The 21,957-nt window shown below is 36.1% G+C and carries 17 protein-coding genes and 1 tRNA gene; 8 read left to right on the top strand and 10 right to left on the bottom strand.

Annotated elements, in window-relative coordinates; translation table 11 throughout:
- Nucleotides 1–5: 5 nt before the first annotated feature.
- The 7 genes from hypD to C4F50_RS17430 are packed head-to-tail and all read right to left on the bottom strand — an operon-like array spanning nt 6 to nt 8,186.
- Complete coding sequence (hypD, locus tag C4F50_RS17460) at nt 6–1,082, bottom strand: hydrogenase formation protein HypD (RefSeq protein ID WP_194139938.1); 1,077 nt, start codon at nt 1,080–1,082, stop codon at nt 6–8.
- 1 nt (nt 1,083) lies between these two features.
- Nucleotides 1,084–1,710, bottom strand: a complete 627-nt coding sequence (locus C4F50_RS17455) for an FKBP-type peptidyl-prolyl cis-trans isomerase (protein WP_194139937.1) — start codon at nt 1,708–1,710, stop codon at nt 1,084–1,086.
- 3 nt (nt 1,711–1,713) lie between these two features.
- Nucleotides 1,714–3,987 (bottom strand): carbamoyltransferase HypF, encoded by a 2,274-nt coding sequence (gene hypF, locus C4F50_RS17450; protein WP_194139936.1) that lies wholly within the window; start codon nt 3,985–3,987, stop codon nt 1,714–1,716.
- Nucleotides 3,988–3,999: 12 nt separating this feature from the next.
- Entirely contained in the window at nt 4,000–4,491 is a 492-nt protein-coding gene (locus C4F50_RS17445) for a HyaD/HybD family hydrogenase maturation endopeptidase (RefSeq protein ID WP_228012068.1), read from the bottom strand.
- Between the two features lie 35 nt (nt 4,492–4,526).
- Nucleotides 4,527–5,294: a Ni/Fe-hydrogenase, b-type cytochrome subunit gene (cybH, locus tag C4F50_RS17440; RefSeq protein ID WP_194139934.1), complete on the bottom strand. Its 768-nt coding sequence runs from the start codon at nt 5,292–5,294 to the stop codon at nt 4,527–4,529.
- A 10-nt stretch (nt 5,295–5,304) separates the two neighbouring features.
- Complete coding sequence (locus C4F50_RS17435) at nt 5,305–7,041, bottom strand: nickel-dependent hydrogenase large subunit (protein ID WP_194139933.1); 1,737 nt, start codon at nt 7,039–7,041, stop codon at nt 5,305–5,307.
- A 17-nt stretch (nt 7,042–7,058) separates the two neighbouring features.
- Nucleotides 7,059–8,186: a hydrogenase small subunit gene (locus tag C4F50_RS17430; protein ID WP_194139932.1), complete on the bottom strand. Its 1,128-nt coding sequence runs from the start codon at nt 8,184–8,186 to the stop codon at nt 7,059–7,061.
- Nucleotides 8,187–8,374: 188 nt separating this feature from the next.
- Between C4F50_RS17430 and C4F50_RS17425 the strand changes: the two genes are divergently transcribed.
- From C4F50_RS17425 to hypE, 4 genes are read left to right on the top strand one after another with little or no spacing between them, the layout of a single operon-like run.
- Nucleotides 8,375–8,716 carry a hydrogenase maturation nickel metallochaperone HypA/HybF gene (locus C4F50_RS17425; RefSeq protein ID WP_194139931.1) on the top strand — a complete coding sequence of 114 codons (342 nt, stop codon included), beginning with the start codon at nt 8,375–8,377 and terminating at the stop codon, nt 8,714–8,716.
- 7 nt (nt 8,717–8,723) lie between these two features.
- Nucleotides 8,724–9,605, top strand: coding sequence for a hydrogenase nickel incorporation protein HypB (gene hypB / locus C4F50_RS17420; protein ID WP_194139930.1), 882 nt, complete (start codon nt 8,724–8,726; stop codon nt 9,603–9,605).
- A 2-nt stretch (nt 9,606–9,607) separates the two neighbouring features.
- Nucleotides 9,608–9,844 carry a HypC/HybG/HupF family hydrogenase formation chaperone gene (locus C4F50_RS17415; protein ID WP_194139929.1) on the top strand — a complete coding sequence of 79 codons (237 nt, stop codon included), beginning with the start codon at nt 9,608–9,610 and terminating at the stop codon, nt 9,842–9,844.
- A gap of 9 nt (nt 9,845–9,853) precedes the next feature.
- Nucleotides 9,854–10,864 (top strand): hydrogenase expression/formation protein HypE, encoded by a 1,011-nt coding sequence (hypE, locus tag C4F50_RS17410; RefSeq protein WP_194139928.1) that lies wholly within the window; start codon nt 9,854–9,856, stop codon nt 10,862–10,864.
- A 321-nt stretch (nt 10,865–11,185) separates the two neighbouring features.
- On the opposite strand, the gene purL is transcribed toward hypE, so the two are convergent.
- The 3 genes from purL to C4F50_RS17395 all read right to left on the bottom strand — a co-directional run bounded on the left by purL (nt 11,186) and on the right by C4F50_RS17395 (nt 18,976).
- Nucleotides 11,186–14,869 carry a phosphoribosylformylglycinamidine synthase gene (purL, locus tag C4F50_RS17405; RefSeq protein ID WP_194139927.1) on the bottom strand — a complete coding sequence of 1,228 codons (3,684 nt, stop codon included), beginning with the start codon at nt 14,867–14,869 and terminating at the stop codon, nt 11,186–11,188.
- A 460-nt stretch (nt 14,870–15,329) separates the two neighbouring features.
- Complete coding sequence (locus tag C4F50_RS17400; RefSeq protein WP_194139926.1) at nt 15,330–17,186, bottom strand: endonuclease; 1,857 nt, start codon at nt 17,184–17,186, stop codon at nt 15,330–15,332.
- A gap of 296 nt (nt 17,187–17,482) precedes the next feature.
- Nucleotides 17,483–18,976 (bottom strand): hypothetical protein, encoded by a 1,494-nt coding sequence (locus C4F50_RS17395; protein ID WP_194139925.1) that lies wholly within the window; start codon nt 18,974–18,976, stop codon nt 17,483–17,485.
- Between the two features lie 237 nt (nt 18,977–19,213).
- On the opposite strand from C4F50_RS17395, the gene C4F50_RS17390 reads away from it, so the two are divergent.
- The 4 genes from C4F50_RS17390 (at nt 19,214) to C4F50_RS17375 (ending at nt 21,711) form a co-directional block, all read left to right on the top strand.
- Nucleotides 19,214–19,654 (top strand): PaaI family thioesterase, encoded by a 441-nt coding sequence (locus C4F50_RS17390; RefSeq protein ID WP_194139924.1) that lies wholly within the window; start codon nt 19,214–19,216, stop codon nt 19,652–19,654.
- Entirely contained in the window at nt 19,647–20,711 is a 1,065-nt protein-coding gene (locus C4F50_RS17385; RefSeq protein ID WP_194139923.1) for a chorismate-binding protein, read from the top strand. Before C4F50_RS17390 ends, C4F50_RS17385 begins: the two co-directional genes overlap by 8 nt.
- A gap of 130 nt (nt 20,712–20,841) precedes the next feature.
- Complete coding sequence (gene bshB1, locus C4F50_RS17380) at nt 20,842–21,558, top strand: bacillithiol biosynthesis deacetylase BshB1 (RefSeq protein WP_194139922.1); 717 nt, start codon at nt 20,842–20,844, stop codon at nt 21,556–21,558.
- Between the two features lie 79 nt (nt 21,559–21,637).
- A tRNA-His gene (locus C4F50_RS17375) sits at nt 21,638–21,711 on the top strand.
- Nucleotides 21,712–21,957 lie beyond the last annotated feature (246 nt).

Raw genomic sequence — 21,957 nt, 5'->3', positions numbered from 1 at the left:
AATTTTTATAGGTAGTTGAAATAGGCTGCGCAAGCACCTTCAGAAGATACCATTGGCGCACCAAGCGGATTTGACGGTTTGCATTTTTTTCCAAATTCGGGACATTGATTCGGTTTTTTATTTCCTCTCAAAATTTCTCCGGCAATACAATGTTGGTCGATGTTAACAGTTGTAGTTTCTATAGAAAATTTAGAATTGGCATCATACATTTTATAAGCTTCTCTCATAACAAGTCCGCTGTTTTCAATTGCTCCAATTCCCCGCCATTCCTGAGTGCCTATTGTAAAAATTGTATCGACTACTGCTTTGGCTTTTACATTTCCTTCTTCTTTTACCAATCTCGTATATTGGTTTTCTACTTCATATTTACCTTGTTCCAATTGTAAAACAGCATGATAAATGGCCTGAACCATATCTGCTGGTTCAAATCCAGAAACCACAATCGGAATTTTGTATTTTTCGGCAATTGGATAATATTCTTCCATACCCATAATAGTACAAACATGACCTGCGCCTAAAAAAGCATTTATAGTACAAAATTCATCAGATAAAATAGCTTCCATAGCAGGCGGAACCAATACATGAGAAACTAATAAACTAAAATTTGTTAACCCCAGTTTTTCTGCATGAATAGCGGCCAGGGCATTACTGGGAGCAGTAGTTTCAAAACCAACGGCAAAAAACACCACTTCTTTATCTGGATTTTTTGAAGCGATATTTACAGCTTCAAGGGGCGAATATAAAACTCGTAATTCACCGCCTTCTGCTTTTGCCTGCAATAAACTCTTAGAAGATCCCGGAACCCGAATCATATCTCCAAATGAACACATAATGACGCCTTGTTTCATCAATTCGACTGCTTTATCAATCAACGAAATAGGAGTTACACAAACGGGACAGCCTGGTCCGTGGATCATTCTGATATTTTTCGGCAGTAAATCCAGCAGTCCGTTTTTTACTAATGAATGTGTTTGTCCGCCGCAAATCTCCATGATATTCCACTGTTTGGTGGTTATTTTATGGATTTCACTTAAATAGTGTTTTACTAATTCTGGATTTCGATATTCCGAAAGATATTTCATTTTAAAGAATATTTAAAAGTTCAATAATAAAAACCAAAGTAGCGTTAGGCTGAATCATCGGCGGCGCACCAATAGGCCCGTAGGCTAAATCGTGCGGAATGTAAACTTTCCAGCGGGAACCTTCCGGCATTAGCTGCAGAGCTTCCTGCCAGCCTTTTAAAGTTTGTGAAACATGCATTTGTTGAGGACCGGTTTCTTTAGTAGAATCAAAAACATTTTTGTTCAGTAAATATCCTTCATAAAGTACGTTTACAGTATCCGTCATTTTAGGAACAGCACCATTTCCTTCTTGTATAATTTCGTATTGTAAACCGCTCGGAAGTGTAATTATTCCTTCTTTTTCAGCATTTTTTTCTAAAAAAGCTTTTCCTATTTCGGCATTTTTTACTTTTAATTCTTCTTGTAAAAGCGCCACGTAATTATTGAAGATTTCGATAGAACGCTTTGGTGAAATTTTCTCGGCAGATTTCTCAAAAACAGATTTCATTCCGTCAATATAATCTTCGTATTTAATTTCATCAAAACCAATATCTTTAAGGCTTAGAGCCATTACCACTCCAGCAGAATACGAAATTTTATCTTTTTCTTCAGTTTTCCCAATGTGCCCTAATAATTCCAGAATATCCATAGTTTATTTTTTTAAATTTAAATAATGATTGAGTTGCCCAAAGGAGATATTTTCGTCGTTGGGCGAAAGCATTTCATGAAAATGTAATTTGAATTTTGGTTTTAAATGATCAATAATCAAATCAACAAGAACTGAATTTTGGAACACGCCTCCGCTAAAAGCAATTTCTTTTGATTTTGATGAACATGCTGCTCTTTCGATACATTTCACCAGTGTATAATGAAAATTTAAAGCAATGGTTTGTGGGTCTGCTTGAGTTTTGGCAGCTTTAATAATTTGAAATAAAAGTTTTTTGCACGGAATAATTGCCGTTGCGTTTTCATCTTTTAAATAGTCTTTTACTTTTATATTTGATTTGCAAAAAGCCTGTTGTGCCAGATTTTCTAAGTAAATAGCAGCTTCGCCTTCAAATAAAATAGGTTTATGAAATCCAAGAATAAAAGCAGCAGCATCAATTAGTCTTCCCATTGAAGAGGTTTTGATCGAACTGTTTTTAATATATTTTGAATAAATTTTGAGCTCGTTTTTGTTGAAGTAGGGATGGAAAAAACTATTATTTCTGCTAATAGATAGTGCGGCTATTTTAGGGTTTTGAGCCATTTGGTCGCCTAATATCCATGAAAAATACTCCAGATGACCAATTCTATTTATAATTTTGTGGTCATATTCAAAAAATTCGCCCCCATAAATTTCGGTTTCGCTCCCAAAACCAGAACCATCCCAGATGACGCCCAATATTTTGGATTTTTTCCAAAGTTTTTTTTCACTTAGAATTGCGGCAAAATGCGCTTCATGATGTTGGATTTTTAAGGTTTTTACCGTTTTATTTTCTTTTGTAAATTCGGTAACTACTTTATTATTCTCGTAATTTGGATGCTGATCGTAAAGGATTGTCTGAGGAGAAAAATCAAAAAAACGCTGGTAATTTGCGATTTTTTTTTCAAATCGGTTATAAGTGTCAAAGTTTAATAAACTGCCAATATATTCACTCATATACACTTGCTGGTTTGGCGTAATTGTAATCGTATTTTTTAATGCGGCACCAAGGCAGAGTAGTTTTTCTGGAGTTTTTTCTAAAAACGGAAAATTAAGATTGGGAGCATAACCTCTTGCATGTCTTAATATGATTTTTTGTTTGTTTTTTCTAGATAACCTGATTACAGAATCATCTTGAGAGTTTAGAATTTCTAAATTATGGTGCAGATAATAATCTGCGATCGGATTCAATGTTTTTACCGCTTCCTCTTCATTGGCAAAAATGGAAGATCCATTAAAATTTGCACTTGTTGCAATTAAGGGTTTTTGAAATAGAGTTGTAATTAAGTGCAGCAATCCCGAATTGGGAAGCATCGCACCAATTGTTTTCATATTTGGGGCTATCTGTGCTGCCGCTAAATCCAACTGTTTTTTTTGTGGTAAAATCACAATGGGTGCCAGTGCCGATTTCAGCAGATTCTTTTCGGATTGATGGCATAACAAATACGTCTCTATTTGCTTTATGTCTTGAAATAAAACAGCAAAAGGTTTTGTTAAACGTTTTTTTCTGTTGCGTAATTCCTGTACCGTAACAGCATTTGTGGCATCACAAAGCAGTAAATAGCCAGAAGTATTTTTTACAGCAATAATTTTTCCCTCTTTTAATTTTTGACAAAGAGTTTCAAAGATTTCTTTGTTGGTGCCAGAGAAAACAAATCCAGTATTATCGGTAAATTTTATTTGAGGACCGCAATTTGGGCAGGAATTAGTTTGCGAATGAAACCGAATATTTTTAGGATCATAGTATTCTTCCAGGCAGTTATCACACATTTTGAATTCACTCATGCTTGTGTTTTCCCTTTCAAAAGGAAATTTTTCTGCAATGGCATATCTTGGACCGCAAGAAGTACAGCTGACAAAAGGATAAAAATACCTTGGGTTTTCTGGATCCAGAATTTCTTCTCTACAATTTTTGCATGTTCTGAAATCTGGGGTTAAGGGTGCATTAATTAAAGTATTTTCTGCTGTTGGTTTTATAAAGAAAGTATCAAATTTTTCTTCAGTTACAATTTCTGAAATTTTAATCGAATTTATTTTTGCATTTTTTGGATGCTTTCTTTTTAATTCGTTAAAGAAATTATTTGCTGTTTTTTCATTTTCTTGAACGATAATCAGTACACCAGATTCATTATTGGTAACAAATCCCCTCAGTCTCAATTGGACTGCCAAATTGTATACAAAAGGCCGAAAACCAACACCTTGTACACTTCCTGAAATAAGTATTTGAAATGAAGGATTCAAGAACGTAATTATTTAATTTTTAAAGTTTTGTATTTGTTCAATAATCTGCTGTGTTACTTTTTTGATAGCAGCGTCTACTTTTGGAGAAAGGCTCATGCACATGGGTTCCATTTTTGAAATGGTAATCGTATACAAATAGATTTCCGGCATCGTGTCCAGCATAGACAAGATGTCGACCATGTCTTTAAGTCCGAAATTATGACCGCTGAGCGAAACAGGAAAATCTTCAGAAAAACGAGGCTTTAATAATGCAATAGTTCCTTCTTCTTTACCATCCATTGTAGCATCAACAATGATTACTTTTTTGTGATTTTCTATGTACGGTATTAAGGTAAAACCACCAGTTCCGCCATCTATGAATGAAACATTTTTAGGGAATTTGCTTTGGTCAATTCTATTAATAAAATGGACACCTACACCTTCATCCCCCATTAAATAATTTCCAATTCCAAGTACCAGAATCTCGTTTCCATCAGAATGAAACGCGTCTAGCTTTCTTGTCATAACATCTTCTTGCATCTGATTATATTTGTAAAATTCTATTTTAATACAGAATCTTTGGTTGTGTTTTCTGCCGCAGCAATTTCTTTTACAATCTCTGTTTCTTTGTCTTCTTTAATTCTTTCTCTGCGAACAAATTTGTAACCGCTGACCATTGCCGATGTTTCTCCCAAACCTTCTAACCAGTCATGGAAAAACACTAAATAGATATGAACGATGGCAAACAAAATAAAAGTCCAAGTTGTAAAATGATGAATTGTTCTTACGTTAAAATCACCGCCGCACAGATTTGTAACCCAGCCAAACATCTTCGGGAAAAACCAAGTCGAAGTAGGGGCGTACATAGCAAATCCGGTTCCGATCATTACAAGTCCCATCAGAAACATGACCAGATAAGAAGCCGCTACGACGCTGTTGTGGCCGACAGCACCCGTTGGAGAGCCGTTTGTTTCTTCGTTCTGTAAGAAAATATCAAACTTAATTACATGCCACATTCTTTTGAAACCTTCCTTTTTAAATGGAAAAAAGATGCGCCAATTGGCATATTTATTTCCTTTAAAAGCAAAATAAACCCTCAAAATCATAACAGCGACTAAAAGATAAGCGCAGATAAAGTGAATTTCGCGAATGTATCCGAACCAAAATTGATCCGTAGCTTCTTTAGTCGAAATAAGCCCCGGCGGATTACCAATAATAAATCCTGTTGCCACAAGCCCGGTTATAGCCCAAGCATTTACCCAATGAAAAATTCGAATGGGTAACTGCCAGATATAAGCTCTTTTATAATCGTTAGTTTTTGTTGACATGCTCTAATATTTATATTGTACAAATAGAAATATCATTTACTTCTTTTATAATGTCGCCTTTTTCATCGTATAAATGCACGGCACAGGCAATGCAGGGATCAAACGAATGTATGGTCCTGATGATTTCCAGAGGCAGTTCAGGATTCGCAACAGGTGTATTCAATAAACTGCTTTCATAAGGCGATCTTTGTCCTTTAGGGTCTCTCGGAGAAGCGTTCCATGTAGAAGGAACCACTTGTTGATAATTAGCAACTTTTGCATCTTTTATAACAATCCAATGGCTGAGTGCTCCTCTTGGTGCTTCTACAAGTCCGACACCTTGCGCTTCTTTAGGCCAGGTTGTAGTTTCCCATTTCTCTGTATTGGCCATTTTGGTGTCGCCTTTCTTAATATTTTCAATTAAGCTGTCAAAAAATTCAAGATTCCAATTAGCGACCAATTGTGATTCTAAAGCTCTGGCTGCCGTTCTTCCTAAAGTAGAGAATAAAGCACCCGCAGGAATTTGTAATTTTGACAGTGCACTATCAACAATCGTTTTAAAATCTTCTCTTCCAGAAGCATATCCAACAAGCATTCGTGCCAGCGGACCAACTTCCATAGCGTGGCCTTTCCATCTTGGCGTTTTAATAAAACTGTATTTTTGATCAACGTCTAAGTGAGTATAAGGCGGTTTTGGACCAGTATAATTTATTTTAGTTTCACCGCTCCATGGCTGTCTTCCTGAGTTTCCGTCTCCTTCATAATCATACCAAGAATTGTTTACGTATTCTTCGACGGTTTTTAAATCTCTTAGATCTAAATCGTGCACTTTTGTTAAATCCTTATTCAGAATAACTCCCGACGGAAATTTGAAAGTATTGATGTTGGTATTATTATGACCTTGGGTTGGAAAATCTCCAAAAGTCATGAAATTATGAAAACCTCCGATCGCGCCCCAATCTTTATAATACGAAGCAATAGTGAGTACATCTGGAAGATAAACCTGCTCAACAAATCTTTTGCCATCTTCTAAAAGTTGTCTCACAAAAGCTAATCTTTCGGCATTTAAACCACTTGCATCATCTAGATTAATAGAGCAAGCCATGCCGCCTACCAAAAAGTTAGGATGCGGATTTTTACCACCAAATATGGCATGAACTTTTACAATTTCTTTTTGCCATTCCAGCGCTTCCAAATAATGGGCTGTTGCCATTAAATTAGCTTCTGGAGGTAATTTCATTTGAGGGTGTCCCCAATAACCATTCGCAAAAATTCCTAATTGACCGCTTGCTACAAATTTTTTCAATCTTTTTTGTAAGTCAGAAAAATATCCCGGTGAGCTTTTAGGCCAATTTGAAATGGATTGTGCCAATTGAGATGTTTTTACAGGATCAGCATTTAAACCGCTCAAAACATCAACCCAGTCAAAAGCGTGCAGGTGATAAAAATGAACCACGTGATCGTGCATGTATAGAGCTCCAAGCATAATATTTCTAACAATTTCTGCATTGGGCGGTACTACAATTCCTAAAGCGTCTTCAACCGATCTAACAGATGCGGTGGCATGGGTAGACGTACAAACACCACAGGTTCTCTGCACAAAAGCCCAAACGTCTTTTGGATTTCTATCTTTAACTATATTTTCTAAGCCTCTAACCATTGTAGAAGAAAGAAATGCTTCTTGTATCGTGCCGTCTGAGATTTCTACTTCGGCTCTAAGATGTCCTTCTATTCTTGTAATTGGGTCTACAACTATTCTCTCTGCCATTGTTGTCTTTTTATAAATTATAAATCTTCGAGGTGTTTTTCGTTTTCAGTTCCCTGATTAATTCTGTGGGTAAGCTCTTTTCTTTTTGATACATTCGAAATTACAGCGTGCGCGCCAATACCGGCCGCAACACCGCCCAGAGCAATTTTCCCTAGTGTATCAGCATTTGCTTCAATGTTTCCAGGTATAATCGAAGAATCTCTGGAATAGAAACTTCCTGCATCCCAAAAATCATTAGCGCTGCAGCCAATACAGCCATGTCCAGATTGTATCGGATAACTTACACCGCCGTTCCATTTCATATTACCGCAGGCATTGTAAGTACTAGGTCCTTTACAGCCCACTTTGTATAAGCAATATCCTTTTTTAGCATTTTCGTCATCAAAGTTTTCTGCAAATAAACCAGCGTCAAAATACGGTCTGCGGTAACAGCTGTCGTGAACTCTTTTAGAATAAAAAGCTTTTGGACGCCCTGCGCTGTCTAGTTCCGGTAATTTTCCGAATGCGACAACATGCACAATAATTCCGGCCATAACTTCGCCAATCGGAGGGCAGCCTGGAACATTGATTATAGGTTTGTCTGTTATGATTTTATGAATTGGCACCGCCCCTGTAGGATTTGGTTTCGCAGCTTGTACACAACCTGATGTTGCACAGCTTCCCCATGCAATAATAGCTTTTGCTCCTGCAGCAGATTCTTTAAGAATATCCAAAGCGCTTCTGCCGCCAATACAGCAATAATTTCCATCGGCTCCCATTGGTATTGAACCTTCAACACAAAGAATATATTCTCCTTTGTATTTGTTCATTGTTGCTTTTTTCGCCGCTTCGGCCTGATGCCCAGAGGCAGCCATTAAGGTTAACGTATAATCTAATGAGATTTTATCTAAAATAATATCGGCAACAATCGGGTGGTCTGAACGAATAAAAGATTCACTGCAGCAGGTACACTCTTGGAAATGCTCCCAAATTACAGGTAAACGCGGTGTAGTTTCTAATGCTTTAGTGATCTGGCCAATTGCAGAACTTTGAACCCCCATATAGGCTCCTATATAGGCTGCAAATTTTAAAAAGTCTCTCCTGGTGTAACCTTGTCTTTGTATACTGTTATAATAGGTTTCGGGAACTTTGTCTTTGTCTTCCATACTGCTTATGTTTATTGAGAAGCTTTAAATTATTTTTAAAATTTTGTGAGTAGACTTGCTCATTTTTCATTTTAGAGCGTACAAAAGTATTTAAACACTTATTTCTAAAACGTGATAAATGTCAGTTTTATCTTGGTTTTTTTTAAAGTAATTTGCCAGGTTAAATATTTTTTTAGAAGTGATATCCCATGCATGAACTTTCAGTCGTGACTTCAATTGTGAAGATTGTTCAACAAGAAGTACATAAAATTAAAGGCAGAAAAGCTTTAGAACTTTACTTAGAAATTGGGAAACTATCAGGCGTAGAAATGGATTCTTTTTATTTTGTCTGGCCGCAGTGCATTGATGGAAGTGCTTTGAGCGACGCAAAATTATTTATCGAAGAGCCTGCAGGAAAAGCCAGATGCGCCGAGTGTGAAACCGAATTTCACATTGATAAAAGTTTTGACAGCTGCCCAAACTGTAATAGTCCGTTTAAAGAAATTATAGCGGGTAAAGAATTAAAAATCAAAAAAATAATCATTAAATAATTTAGTTATGTGTACCACTTGCGGCTGTAGTTCTGACGAAAATGAAGTAAGATTTACTAAAATAGGAGACAAACAATCTCATTCACATTCTCATTCTCACTCTCATCTTGGTCATTTTCATCATCATGATCATGAAGATCATCATCATGAATGCCACCACGATCATGATCACGACCATGATGACCACGATCATCCGCATGATCACCATCACGATCATCATCATGGACATTCTCACGAAATAAATATTGTACAGCTGGAAAAAGATATTTTATACAAAAATCAGCTGACGGCAGAGCGAAACAGAGGCTTTTTTGAAGCTTTGAATATTTTCTCAATCAATATGGTGAGTTCTCCGGGTTCCGGAAAAACATCATTATTAGAACGAACCATTTCCGACCTAAAAGATAAAATGGCTTTTTCTGTGATTGAAGGAGATCAGCAGACAACAAATGATGCCGATAGAATTCATAAACTAAATGTCCCTGTAATTCAGATCAATACCGGAAAAGGCTGTCATCTCGACAGCGAAATGATCTCGAGAGCAGTAAAAGAATTAAAACCTGTTCCCGATTCAATTTTAATGATTGAAAATGTTGGGAATTTAGTTTGTCCTGCTATGTTTGATTTGGGCGAATTACAGCGAGTTGTCATTATTTCTGTAACAGAAGGTGAAGATAAACCGTTGAAATATCCAGACATGTTTTACGGATCTCAGATTTGTATTATCAATAAAATAGATCTATTGCCGTACTTAAAATTTGATTTAGAAAAACTAAAAGAATATGCTAAAAAAGTAAATCCGCATTTAACCTTTTTTGAAGTTTCGACAACTTCTGGCGAAGGCTTACAGGCTTGGTACGATTATTTAGCACAATCTATAAAACAATAATTATGTGTTTAGCAGTTCCTGGAAGACTTGAAAAAGTGACAATAGAATTTGACGAAACTTTTAGAATAGGGAATGTTTCTTTTGAAGGAATAATTAAAGAAGTCAATTTAGCTCTTGTTCCAGAAGCCACAGTTGGAGATTATCTTTTGGTACACGTAGGCGCGGCAATTGGAATTATTGATGAAGCCGAAGCCATAAAAACGATGGAGATTTTAAAACAAATGGGGGAAGAAATTTAATTTAAGAAAATGAACAAGAAAGCCGAAGTGATTCATTTACACCACGGAAGTGGCGGTGAACATATGACTAAATTATTGAATGAAGTAATCTTTAAGATCCTAAAAAATGATATTTTAGAAGTTCGTCATGATGGCGCGTTTTTGAATCTGAAGGGAAATCTGGCTTTTTCTACTGACAGTTATGTAATTTCTCCTGTTTTTTTTAAAGGCGGCAACATTGGTGAACTTGCCGTAAACGGAACCGTAAATGATCTTTCGATGTGCGGTGCGGTGCCAAAATACCTTTCTCTTTCTTTAATTATCGAAGAGGGTTTTGGTTTAGAAGAGTTTACGGAAATCATTAAATCTGTAAAAACATCTGCGGACAAAGCAAATGTTCAAATTGTTACGGGAGATACTAAAGTTGTCGAAAGAGGAAAAGGCGATCAAATTTACATCAACACTTCGGGGATTGGAATTCTGCATGAAAAAGCCAATATCAAAACTCAAAATATCAAAGAAAATGATGTAATTATCATTAACGGACCAATAGCTTCTCACGGAATGGCAATTATGTCTGAGCGCGAAGGTTTGGAATTTGAAAGTGATATTCTAAGCGATACCACAAATTTAAATCATATTGTTCTGGATTTAATTGAACGATTTGGCGATAAAATTCATTTTTTAAGAGATGCAACCCGTGGCGGTCTGGCTTCTGTACTGCATGAAATTACAACTGAAATCAATCTTGGAATTTCACTTTTTGAAGACGATATAAAAGTCGAAAATCAGGTAAAAAGTGCTTGTGAATTGTTAGGATTAGATCCGTTATATGTGGCTAATGAAGGGATTTTTGTCTGTCTTGCCGCTCCTGAAATTAAAGAGGATGTTTTGGCAATTTTACAGAAAGTAAATCCAAATGCGTCAGCTATTGGTTTTGTTACTAATGAACATCCATCTAAAATAATTATAGAAAGTACCTTTGGCGGTAAAAGAGTGGTGAATCCTTTAGTGGGAGAGCAGCTACCGAGAATTTGTTAATTTTTTTCCGAAGGTTTTTTTGCCACGAATTCCACAAATTAGAACGAATTATTATTTGTAATTCTAAAAATAGCCACAGATTAAAGGATTAAAATGATTTTTCTGTACAGTAAAAAAATAATCTGTGATAATCTTTGTAATCTGTGGAAAAAAAAATATTTGATAATTTTGTTTCTTGGGTTTTCCTGCAAGGTTTTGAAAACCTTGCAGGAGTTTATTAAAATAAAACCTGTGCGAATCTGTTTAACCCGTAAAATCCGTGAGCCATTTAAACAAAAAAACGCCCGATAAATTCCGGGCGCTTTTAGTAAAAATATATTTTCAGTTTTTCTCAATCCATTTTCTGGCGTTAACAAAAGCTTCATGCCAAGGCGAAACCTCGTCATTTCTGTCTTTTGGATAATGAGCCCAGTTCCATTGGAAAGTCGAACGCTCAATATGAGGCATCATAACCAAATGTCTTCCTGTTTTATCACACATCATTGCGGTGTTGTAATCAGAACCGTTAGGGTTTGCAGGATAACCTTCGTAGGCATATTTAGAAACAATGTTGTATTGGTCTTCTGCGTAAGGCAATTTGAATTTACCTTCTCCATGAGAAACCCAAACTCCTAAAGTACTTCCAGCCAAAGTCGATAGCATAACCGAATTGTTTTCCTGAACTTTTACAGAAGTAAAGATACTTTCGTGTTTCTGGCTTTCGTTATGATGCATTTTTCCGTGAACTTCATGATCCGGATTAATTACTTCTAATTCCATGAACAACTGGCATCCGTTACAGATTCCAACAGATAAAGTATCTTCTCTTTTGAAGAAATTTTCTAAAGCTGTTTTTGCTTTTTCATTGTATAAGAAAGCGCCGGCCCATCCTTTGGCAGAACCTAAAACATCTGAGTTAGAGAATCCTCCAACTGCTCCAATAAATTGAATATCTTCAAGATTTTCACGACCAGAAATTAAATCGGTCATGTGAACGTCTTTTACATCAAAACCGGCTAAGTACATAGCATTTGCCATTTCACGTTCAGAGTTACTTCCTTTTTCACGGATAATAGCCGCTTTTGGTCTTGGTTTAGAATTGTCGATTTCTGGTTTCTTTCCTGTGAAATGTGCAGGGAAAGTATAATTTAAAACCTGATTTTTGTAATTTTCGAAACGTGCCTGAGCTCTTCCGTTTTTAGATTGTTTTTGATCTAGCAAATATGAAGTTTCAAACCAAATGTCTCTGTAAGTCGGAATATCCAATTTATATCCCGAAGCTTCGGGACCAAATTCTAAAACTGCAGTATTTTGAACTGAACCTATTTTGAAGAACTCGATATTGTTAACTTTTAATTTAGCTTCAACTGCTTCGTTTGAGTTTGCTTGGAATACGATTCCGATGTTTTCTGCAAAAAGGATTTTCAATAAATCTTTTTCATTGAAAGCAGAGAAATCAATTTTAGCTCCCAAATTCACATCAGCAAAACACATTTCTAAAAGCGTCGTAATTAAACCACCGCTTCCGATATCGTGACCTGCTAAAATTTGGTTTTCATCAATTAATTCCTGGATTGTATTAAATGCATTTTTGAAGAAAGAAGCGTCTTTAATTGTAGACGTTTCGTTTCCGATTGTGTTTCTAATTTGTGCAAAAGACGAACCTCCTAATTTGAAATCATCCTGAGACAAATTGATATAATAAATAGAACCACCATTTTTCTGTAAAACAGGTTCAACTACTTTTCTAATATCAGTACAGTTTCCTCCAGCCGAAATAATAACCGTTCCCGGAGCGATTACTTCGTCGTTTGGATATTTTTGTTTCATCGAAAGTGAATCTTTTCCTGTCGGAATATTGATTCCTAATTCGATAGCAAAATCCGAACAGCCTTCAACAGCAGCGTATAATCGAGCGTCTTCCCCTTCGTTTTTACAAGCCCACATCCAGTTTGCAGAAAGTGAAATTCCTTTCAATCCGTCTTTAATCGGCGCCCAGATAATGTTTGATAACGATTCTGCAATCGCATTTCTAGAACCCGCAACCGGATCAATCAAAGCTGCAATAGGAGCGTGGCCGATAGAAGTCGCGATTCCTTCTTTACCTAAATAATCCAGAGCCATAACCCCAACATTATTCAATGGTAATTGTAACGGACCTGCATTTTGTTGTTTGGCTACTTTTCCGCCTACACAACGGTCAACTTTATTGGTTAACCAGTCTTTTGAAGCAACTGCTTCTAAACGTAAAACGTCTTTTAAATAACTTTCGAAATCATTTGCCGAATACGATACAGCAGCATATTTTCTATCAATCGTTTTATCTGTCATAACCGTTTTAGGAGAACTTCCGAAGAAATCTTCTAAAGCATAATCCATCGGTTTGGAACCATTTGACTGCGATTGGAAAGTAAAACGATGATCGCCCGTTACATCTCCAACCTGATACATTGGCGAACGCTCTCTGTCGGCGATTCTTTGTAAGGTATCAATATCTTTTTGACCAATAACCAATCCCATTCTTTCCTGAGATTCGTTACCAATAATTTCTTTTGCAGAAAGTGTAGGGTCTCCAACAGGTAATTTGTCTAAATCGATCAAACCTCCGGTTTCTTCCACCAATTCAGAAAGACAGTTTAAGTGTCCGCCTGCACCGTGATCGTGAATCGAAACAATTGGGTTGCTGTCGCTTTCTACTAAACCACGAATGGCATTAGCAGCACGTTTTTGCATTTCAGGATTTGAACGCTGAATTGCATTTAACTCGATTCCTGAACCGAAAGAACCGGTATCTGCAGAAGAAACCGCAGCACCACCCATTCCGATTCTATAATTTTCTCCTCCAAGAATTACGATTTTATCGCCTTCTTGTGGTTTTTGTTTAATTGACTGATTTAGTTTTCCGTAACCAATTCCGCCCGCCTGCATGATTACTTTATCGTAACCAATTTTGCGGTCGTTTTCTGAGTGTTCAAAAGTTAAAACAGAACCTGTAATAAGCGGCTGTCCAAATTTATTTCCAAAATCAGATGCTCCATTTGAAGCTTTGATCAAAATATCCATTGGAGTTTGATACAACCATTTTCTTTCTTCAACAGCATTTTCCCATTTTCTATCATCTTGAGCGGAGTCGAAGGATTTCAAACGAGAATACGAAGTCATGTAAACCGCAGTTCCGGCTAATGGCAAAGAGCCTTGCCCGCCTGCTAATCGGTCACGAATTTCTCCTCCTGAACCTGTTGCAGCTCCGTTAAAAGGTTCAACTGTAGTTGGGAAATTGTGTGTTTCTGCTTTTAATGAGATAACCGAATCAAATTCTTTTATTTCGTAAAAATCAGGTTTGTCAGCTGTTTTTGGTGCAAACTGCTGCACTTTTGGTCCTTTTACAAAAGCAACGTTGTCTTTGTAAGCAGACACAATATCGTTAGGATTTTCCTGTGATGTTTTTTTGATTAATTTAAAAAGAGAAGTTTCTTTTTCTTCGCCGTCAATTACAAAAGTTCCGTTGAAAATTTTGTGGCGGCAGTGCTCTGAGTTCGCCTGAGAGAAAGCAAAAATCTCAGAATCAGTTAATTTTCTTCCAAGTTTTGTTGCAAGATTATTTAAATAATCTACTTCTTCTTCGCTTAAAGCTAAACCTTCAACTTTATTGTATGTTGCAATGTCATCAATTTCCAGAATGGGTTCCGGCTGAATGTTGATCGTGAAGATTTCCTGATCTAATTCGTTGAATTTTTGCGAAAGCATCGGGTCAAAATCTGTGAAATCTTCTGTTGCAGGATGAAATTCTTCAATTCTGATAATACCCGGAACACCCATGTTTTGAGTGATTTCTACAGCATTTGTGCTCCACGGTGTGATCATAGTGGCACGGGGACCAACAAAAAAACCCGTCAATGCGGATTTTTCGATCTTATTTGCGTCGGCAAAAAGCCAGTTTAATTTTGAAATGTCTTGAGCTGAAATTTCGTTTTGCGTTTGTACGGCAAAAACAGTTTTGCTTTGGTTTTCAAAGAAATGGATCATTTTTGTGTGTAGTTTGTTGTATTGAAGCTACAAATTTAGTTTAAATAAATAGCAAGCGCAAATTTGGAAACCCTCTCTTTAAAAAAAAGTTGAAGATGCTTTTTTCTTGCAGAATTTTTCTTTTTGCCGCATATACTCCAACGCACGATTATTTTTTAATTCTGAAATAGGTAAAGGTTTTTATTTTAAGTGGATTGTCGTGATTTTTAAATTATTTTTATATTAAAAAATGCTTAAAATGATGAATAAGTGTTTCTCGCAGATTTTGCAGCTCTTGCAGATTTTTTTCATTTAGAAGGGGTTGAAAAAAAATATTTCATGCACATTTACTCAGATTTCGGGAGATTTTGATCGTTTTTATTCGAAAAAAATCGGTGTGAAGAAAAAAGATTATCCGCAATTCGAAAATAAAAAAGCAGCAAAATATGCTGCTTTTTCATGTGGTAAAAATTGTTTTGAATTAATTGATAACTACTTTTTTAATTAAAGTTTTTTCAGCTGTTATGATTTTAATTATATAAATTCCTTTAGAAAGATGAGAGACTGAAACGGTATTATCTAATGTATTTTGTTTTTCGAATACTTTTTGACCTGCAAAAGAAATAATCTCTATTGAATAGGGTATTGAATCGGCATAAGCAATATTAAAGTTTCCATCAGATGGATTTGGATACAAAACAATCTCATTAGAATTCTCTACGATTTTTTCTGCTCCGTTGTCTTCAATTGCTAATGCCATTTTACTTGACAGGTTATTACAAGTGTCAGTGGCATAAGAATCCCATTGTGAACTTAAATTGAAAGTTGTTGAAGGAGATGTTACAGTCGATTTTCTTCTCAAAGTAACATCTACGGCAAAGTTAGCCGTTCCGCCATTAAAAGTTCCGATGATATCAATTAAAACTCCATTTTTGAATAAACCTACGGCATCATTTCCATTAAACATTAATTCTGTTGCTGCTGTTGAAATATTAGCGGTTCCTGCTGTAAAACAACTTGATGAAATGGAGCTGTTCACAATTACAAATTTGCTTCCCGTCGCTAAAGTGCCGCTTAAAGCTAAACCTGTACTCCAAGAACCAGCGCCATTTGTTTGTTTTTTAATGGTATATGCGGCTAAACTAACAGAAGTTCCTGTATTGTTAGCAATTTCTAAAGCTTTGTTGTTTCCAGATCCTTCAATATATTCAGAGAAAAGTAAATCTGTTGCAGTTCCGGTACCGCTGCTATTGGTGGTTACGGAGATTGTATTGCTTGAAGTAGAAGTGTTTCCTGCTGCATCTTTTGCTCTTACATAAATAGAATAAGTTGTAGAAGCCGTTAATCCTGTTATGGTTGCCGTCAAACCTGAAACGCTTGTTTTTAAAACGCTGTTTGCATAAACATCATATGCAGTTACGGCGGTATTATCCGTTGAGGCATTCCACGCAAGTGTAATTGAAGTAGAAGTTTTTGCTGTTGAAGCCAGACTCGTCGGAGCCGTTGGTGCCTGTGTATCTCCAGAAGGAGGTGTTCCTCCCCAAATTTGATTTACGTATTCGGGATGATCGATAAACGGATTTCGATTATTCTGGCGTCCATAAATCGCATTGTTTCGGGCAATTTCTCTCGCGCTTACGGGATCTTGCGTATGCCAGGCTAAAAGCATATTTAAAAATGCAGTAGTAAAAACTTTAGTACTCGAACCGTCAAACATAGGATAAGAATATCCGGAAACAGTATTTTCATAACGTGTGGCAAAATAAAAATACATTCGTGCAATGTCGCCTTTAAACGCGTTTATGGGTTCAAAAACGGTTCCTGAATATCCAGATACTGAACTAGATCCTAATTTACTTCCGTTTTGAGAAGTATAAGTTGCTGTACTTACAGTGCCATGCGGATAATTGGATCGCATTCCGTTTACTTTTCCGTCTGTTGGCGTGATGAAATGCGCATCGGCTACCATTGGTGACTGCTCATTAAAAACCGACTGCGGAATAATGTGTTCTCTGTTGTAACAATCGCCCTCAACAGAATAATTACCGCACCTTTGAGTGGTTCCGGTTGTATAAGTATAAGGGTCGGTTCCTGAAGGATTTTCAGAATACATGTCTAAAATTGTTCCGTCATTTTCATAAAAATTATCGACGTCAGAAGTTAAGTACGTAGTATACAAACCCGCGTAGCCATTATTGGTGTGGCCTTTGATGATATTGTACAATTGCGTTTTTAAAGTATACCCCGTTCCTGTTGCGGTGTTGTAATAACCTGAAGGAATCTGGGCAAATCCAATTGCTGTAAATGCTAATAACAGTAAGAAGTAGTTTTTTTTCATAAGTTGTAGTTTAAGACTTGGTTGTTGAATAGGATTTTAAAACTCTGATTTTTAGATTTTTAAATCTTTGTATATCAAATCTACTACTTTTAGTAATACGTTACGTTAAGAGATGTTTAATTTTGACTATATTTTCTTACGGATGTTTTTTAATTGAAGTGAAAGCACTAAGGCGTAAAGTCTTTTTTTTACGATAATTGCGTCCGATTTGTTATTTCGACGTAAGGAGAAATCACGCTAGAAATTCGACAGAAAGGCTTAATTTTTCTTATATCACTTATATGGTTTAAAAAACGCTACTTAGGGAAATCCTTACTTTGATAAGCGCCCAAATCCGGTGGTGAAGTTCTTGTAATTCCGAGAATGTCTAACGGAATTATATACGCCTGATTTCCTTTCGCGAAAGCGGCAGAAGTATTGTCAATGTTCAATTTATTCTGATTTACATTGTAATATTTCGGATTTTCATTCAATGTAATACCGTTATAATGAATAGCATCTGTTTTAAACTGATAATCCGGATTGGTTGTAGTACTGCTGAATTTTAATAAACAATTATTCAATTGATATACGAAAGGGGTATTGGTATTTTTGTTCAAATTAAATTCATTTGTATTCGATCCGTAAATAATACAATTATTAAAAGCTGCCTGTGTCAACGGATTGGTTTCTGGAACTGCACCGGGAAGGCTGTTGCTCAGATTAACCGCAAATTGTGAACTGCTTGGCCAATTGTTATTAAAGGTACAATGTGTAAAGCTGTAATTTCCGCCGTAAACGCAGGAAAGTGAGGCTAATCCCGTATAATTAACAGCTATGTTTTCTCCGATTATTGCCGCATTTTGAGCTAAAATACCGTATTGGGCACAATTGTAAATCTGAGTATTTTTGATTGAAATAAGGTTAGCAGGACTTTTAAAATCTAAACCAATAACGGCATTCTTTAACGTTAGATTGGTTATGCTGTGGTTTTTACTGCCGTTTGCAAATAAAACAGAATTCCATTGTCCAGGAATATCAGAATAAAGCGATTCTAATCGATCGCCTTCAAAAATGACTTCATTTTCTAGTTTTTCAGTATTTGATTTACTTCCGTTAATTTGAAGCGATGCATCGCGATCAACATAGATTCCAGAATTAGCGTGAAAATGAACGCGGGCTCCAGCTTCAAAAATTACGGTTTTGTTTTCTGGAACTGCTGCATAACCGTAAATCACGTATGGTTTTTCATTAGTGAAATTCAGTTCGTTATCTTCTAAATAAAATCCATCAACCTCTTTGTCGTCAATTTTAATTTTCTCTTTTGTACCGTCAGGATTTTGTTTTGGATACAGAAAAACGGCATCTTGAATTAAGGTTACCAAAGCGACTTCTTGTAAGTTGGCGCCGCTGTCAAACTGAATTTCGTCTGTATATAAAAAATCTGCAGCATTTGCATCTGTAATGGCTGCAGTTGTTTCTATAAAAATATACAGGCTGTCTTTTGCGAGCAGAGTTACATCTTTAAAGATCTTTCCATTATTGCCGGTCATTCCATCAACAGTGAGTCTGTATTTGGAACTGAGACCTTTTTTTAATTGAATGGTTGGAATCGAAATATCATTTTTACTCTTATTATAAACTTTTAGCTGGTACGTGCTGGAGCTTATATTCGTAAAAACGGTATCCAAATAAACAGTATCTCTTGAAAACTTTAAATCTCCAGAACTGGCAACTGTATCAAAATCAGTTCGGCAAGAACTGAAAGCTAGAAGGATTCCGAAAATAAAGAGTATAAAGTATTGACGCATTTGAATAAAGTTTTTTGCCACAGATTAAAGGATCAAAAAGATTAAAAAAATAATTTGTGATAATCTGTGCAATCTGTGGCAAAAAAACATTGCGTTTCAGCCAAAGATCAATATTGATTGTTTTTGTAAAAATAACAAAAAACTTACAGGTGCAAAGTCGATTTTTAATTTTAGAATACGATTTTCTAATTTGTATCTCATCTTTTCTTTAATTTTACGATTTTAAAGATTATTTTAATGAATTATACAAAAGAACAGATTTTAGCACACTGCAATGAGTTTTCTAAAAACACATTAATGGAAACGCTGAAAATTGAATATATCGACGCTGGAGAAGATTTTTTAACCGCAAAGATGCCAGTAAACCCGAGCGTTCACCAGCCAATGGGATTACTTCATGGAGGAGCTTCTGTAGCCTTGGCCGAAAGTGTAGGAAGTGCAGCCTCATTCTTTTTTATCAATCCGAAGGAACAAGAAGTACGCGGAATTGAAATCTCAGCAAATCATCTAAAAAGTATTCGCGAAGGTTATGTTTTTGGTACAGCCAGAATTATCCATAAAGGCAGGAGCCTGCATTTGTGGGAAATTAAAATTACCGATGAAGCCGGAAATCTGATTTCGCTTTGCAAACTGACGAATATGGTTTTGGATAGAAAGAAAACCGAGCAGCATGAATGATTTTTTTTCTAAAGTTAAAAAACAGTACGGGCAGCAACTTCCGTTCGTAATTTATTCAAAACCTAATACTTCGATAATTACAGGCTTATTACAGCAGAATAATACGCTGCATCAAGTCGAGAATTTCACAGAAAAAGGTTTTGTTTTTGCTTCTTTTGATGAAAAGCAGCTGGTTTTAATTCCTGAAAGCGAATCTGAAATTATTACTGTTGAAAAAGAAACGACTTCAATTGCACCCATTGAAATTGATGATTTAAGTTTTGATCCAGAAGCCAAATTTCAATATGAATATTTAGTTGCCCAAGGAATTCAAGCTATTAAAAATGAAGAATTCAAAAAAGTAGTATTGTCCAGAAGCGAAGAAGTGCTATTGTCTGAATTTGATTTGGTTGAGACTTTCCAGCATTTGGTTCAACTATATCCTGCTACTTTGTGTTATTGTTTTTTTCATCCGAAAATTGGATTCTGGATGGGAGCAACACCCGAACAATTATTAAAAGCGAATGGAAAAGTGTTTACAACCACTGCATTGGCAGGAACTCAAAAAGCGTCGCCAGAAACTGAAGTGGTTTGGGAACAGAAAGAAAAAGAAGAGCAGCAATTTGTGACCGATTTTATTGTAAAAAGACTTAGAGAGTTTGTTTTGTCCGTTTCGGTAACAGAGCCGTATAGTTTTAGGGCAGGTTCGATCTGGCATATCAAAACCGATATTTCGGGAGTTTTAAATAATAATTCCACTTTAGAAGAAGTAATAGATACACTGCATCCAACACCGGCGGTCTGCGGTTTGCCAAAGAAAAAAGCGAAAGCCTTTATTTTGGAGAATGAAAACTACGAAAGAACTTTCTATACTGGTTTTCTGGGCGAATTAAACAGTAGTTTTCTTGGTGATTCCAGAAGTTCAGATTTATTCGTAAATTTAAGAAGCATGCAGATTCAGGATAACAAAGCAATATTGTATATGGGCTGCGGTATTACAAAAGAAAGCATTCCAGAAAAAGAATGGGAGGAAAGCGTCAATAAGTCGATGACCATGAAAAGAGTTTTGAGAAAATAGTTTCAGGTTTCAGGTTTCATGTTTCACGTTCTGTACGAAACCTGAAACTTGAAACTTGAAACCTGAAACTTGAAACTTGAAACCTGAAACTTGAAACCTCAAACCTGAAACAAAAAAAAACAAAAAAAAAATGAAATTAGATATATTAGCCTTTGGTGCACATCCGGACGATGTAGAATTGGGTTGTGCCGGAACAATTTTAAAAGAAGTTTCTCTAGGGAAAAAAGTAGGTATTGTTGATTTAACCCGCGGTGAATTAGGAACGCGCGGTACGGCTGAAACTCGTGATGAGGAAGCGATGGCTGCAGCAAAGATTTTAGGAGTTACAGTACGTGAGAATCTGCGCATGCGCGACGGTTTCTTTGTTAATGATGAAAAACATCAATTAGAGGTTATTAAAATGATTCGTAAGTATAAGCCTGAGATTGTTTTATGCAATGCGATAGACGACCGCCATATTGATCATGGAAGAGGAAGTAAACTCGTTTCTGATTCTTGTTTTTTATCGGGATTAATGAAAATAGAAACAATACTAGACGGAGAAAAACAGGAAGCATGGAGACCCAAATTAGTCTATCATTATATTCAATGGAAAAACCTCGAACCAGACTTTGTTGTTGATATTACTGGTTTTGAAGAAAAGAAAATTGAAGCTGTTATGGCATATAAAACACAATTCTATGATCCAAATTCAAAAGAACCTGCTACGCCTATTACAAGTAAAAACTTTATGGAAAGCTTAAATTACCGAGCGCAAGACTTAGGAAGGCTGGTTGGGAAAGATTTTGCAGAAGGTTTTACTGTTGAAAGGTGTTTGGCAGTCAATAGTTTAGAAAATTTGTTGTAAATTTTTCATTTTTTTCTTTGTAGAACTCAACCTTTGTTCTATATTTGCACTCGCTAAGCAGAAAAGCAAAGCAAAAATGGTGGTTGTAGCTCAGTTGGTTAGAGTAGCGGTTTGTGGTGCCGCGGGTCGCCGGTTCGAACCCGGTCAGCCACCCAGATTTAAAGCCTTGAAGAAATTCAAGGCTTTTTTTGTACGCTGAAGCTTTTTAAAACCATATAGGTTATGGATCAAGCTTAAGTTATGTAACTAAGGTAAGCGTAAGCCTGTCACTTCTTAAAAGCTAAAAAGAATTCAAATTCCAAATTGATAACGTATCTGGTTTCGGCCTTGCAGGATTATGGAATTTAAAATAGTGAAAATTAAAAAGCACAACTGTTAAGTTGTGCTTTTTTGGTGGTT

Source organism: Flavobacterium hungaricum (genome assembly GCF_015182285.1).
Lineage (GTDB): Bacteria > Bacteroidota > Bacteroidia > Flavobacteriales > Flavobacteriaceae > Flavobacterium > Flavobacterium hungaricum.
This window is presented reverse-complemented; position numbering and strand designations above follow the sequence as displayed.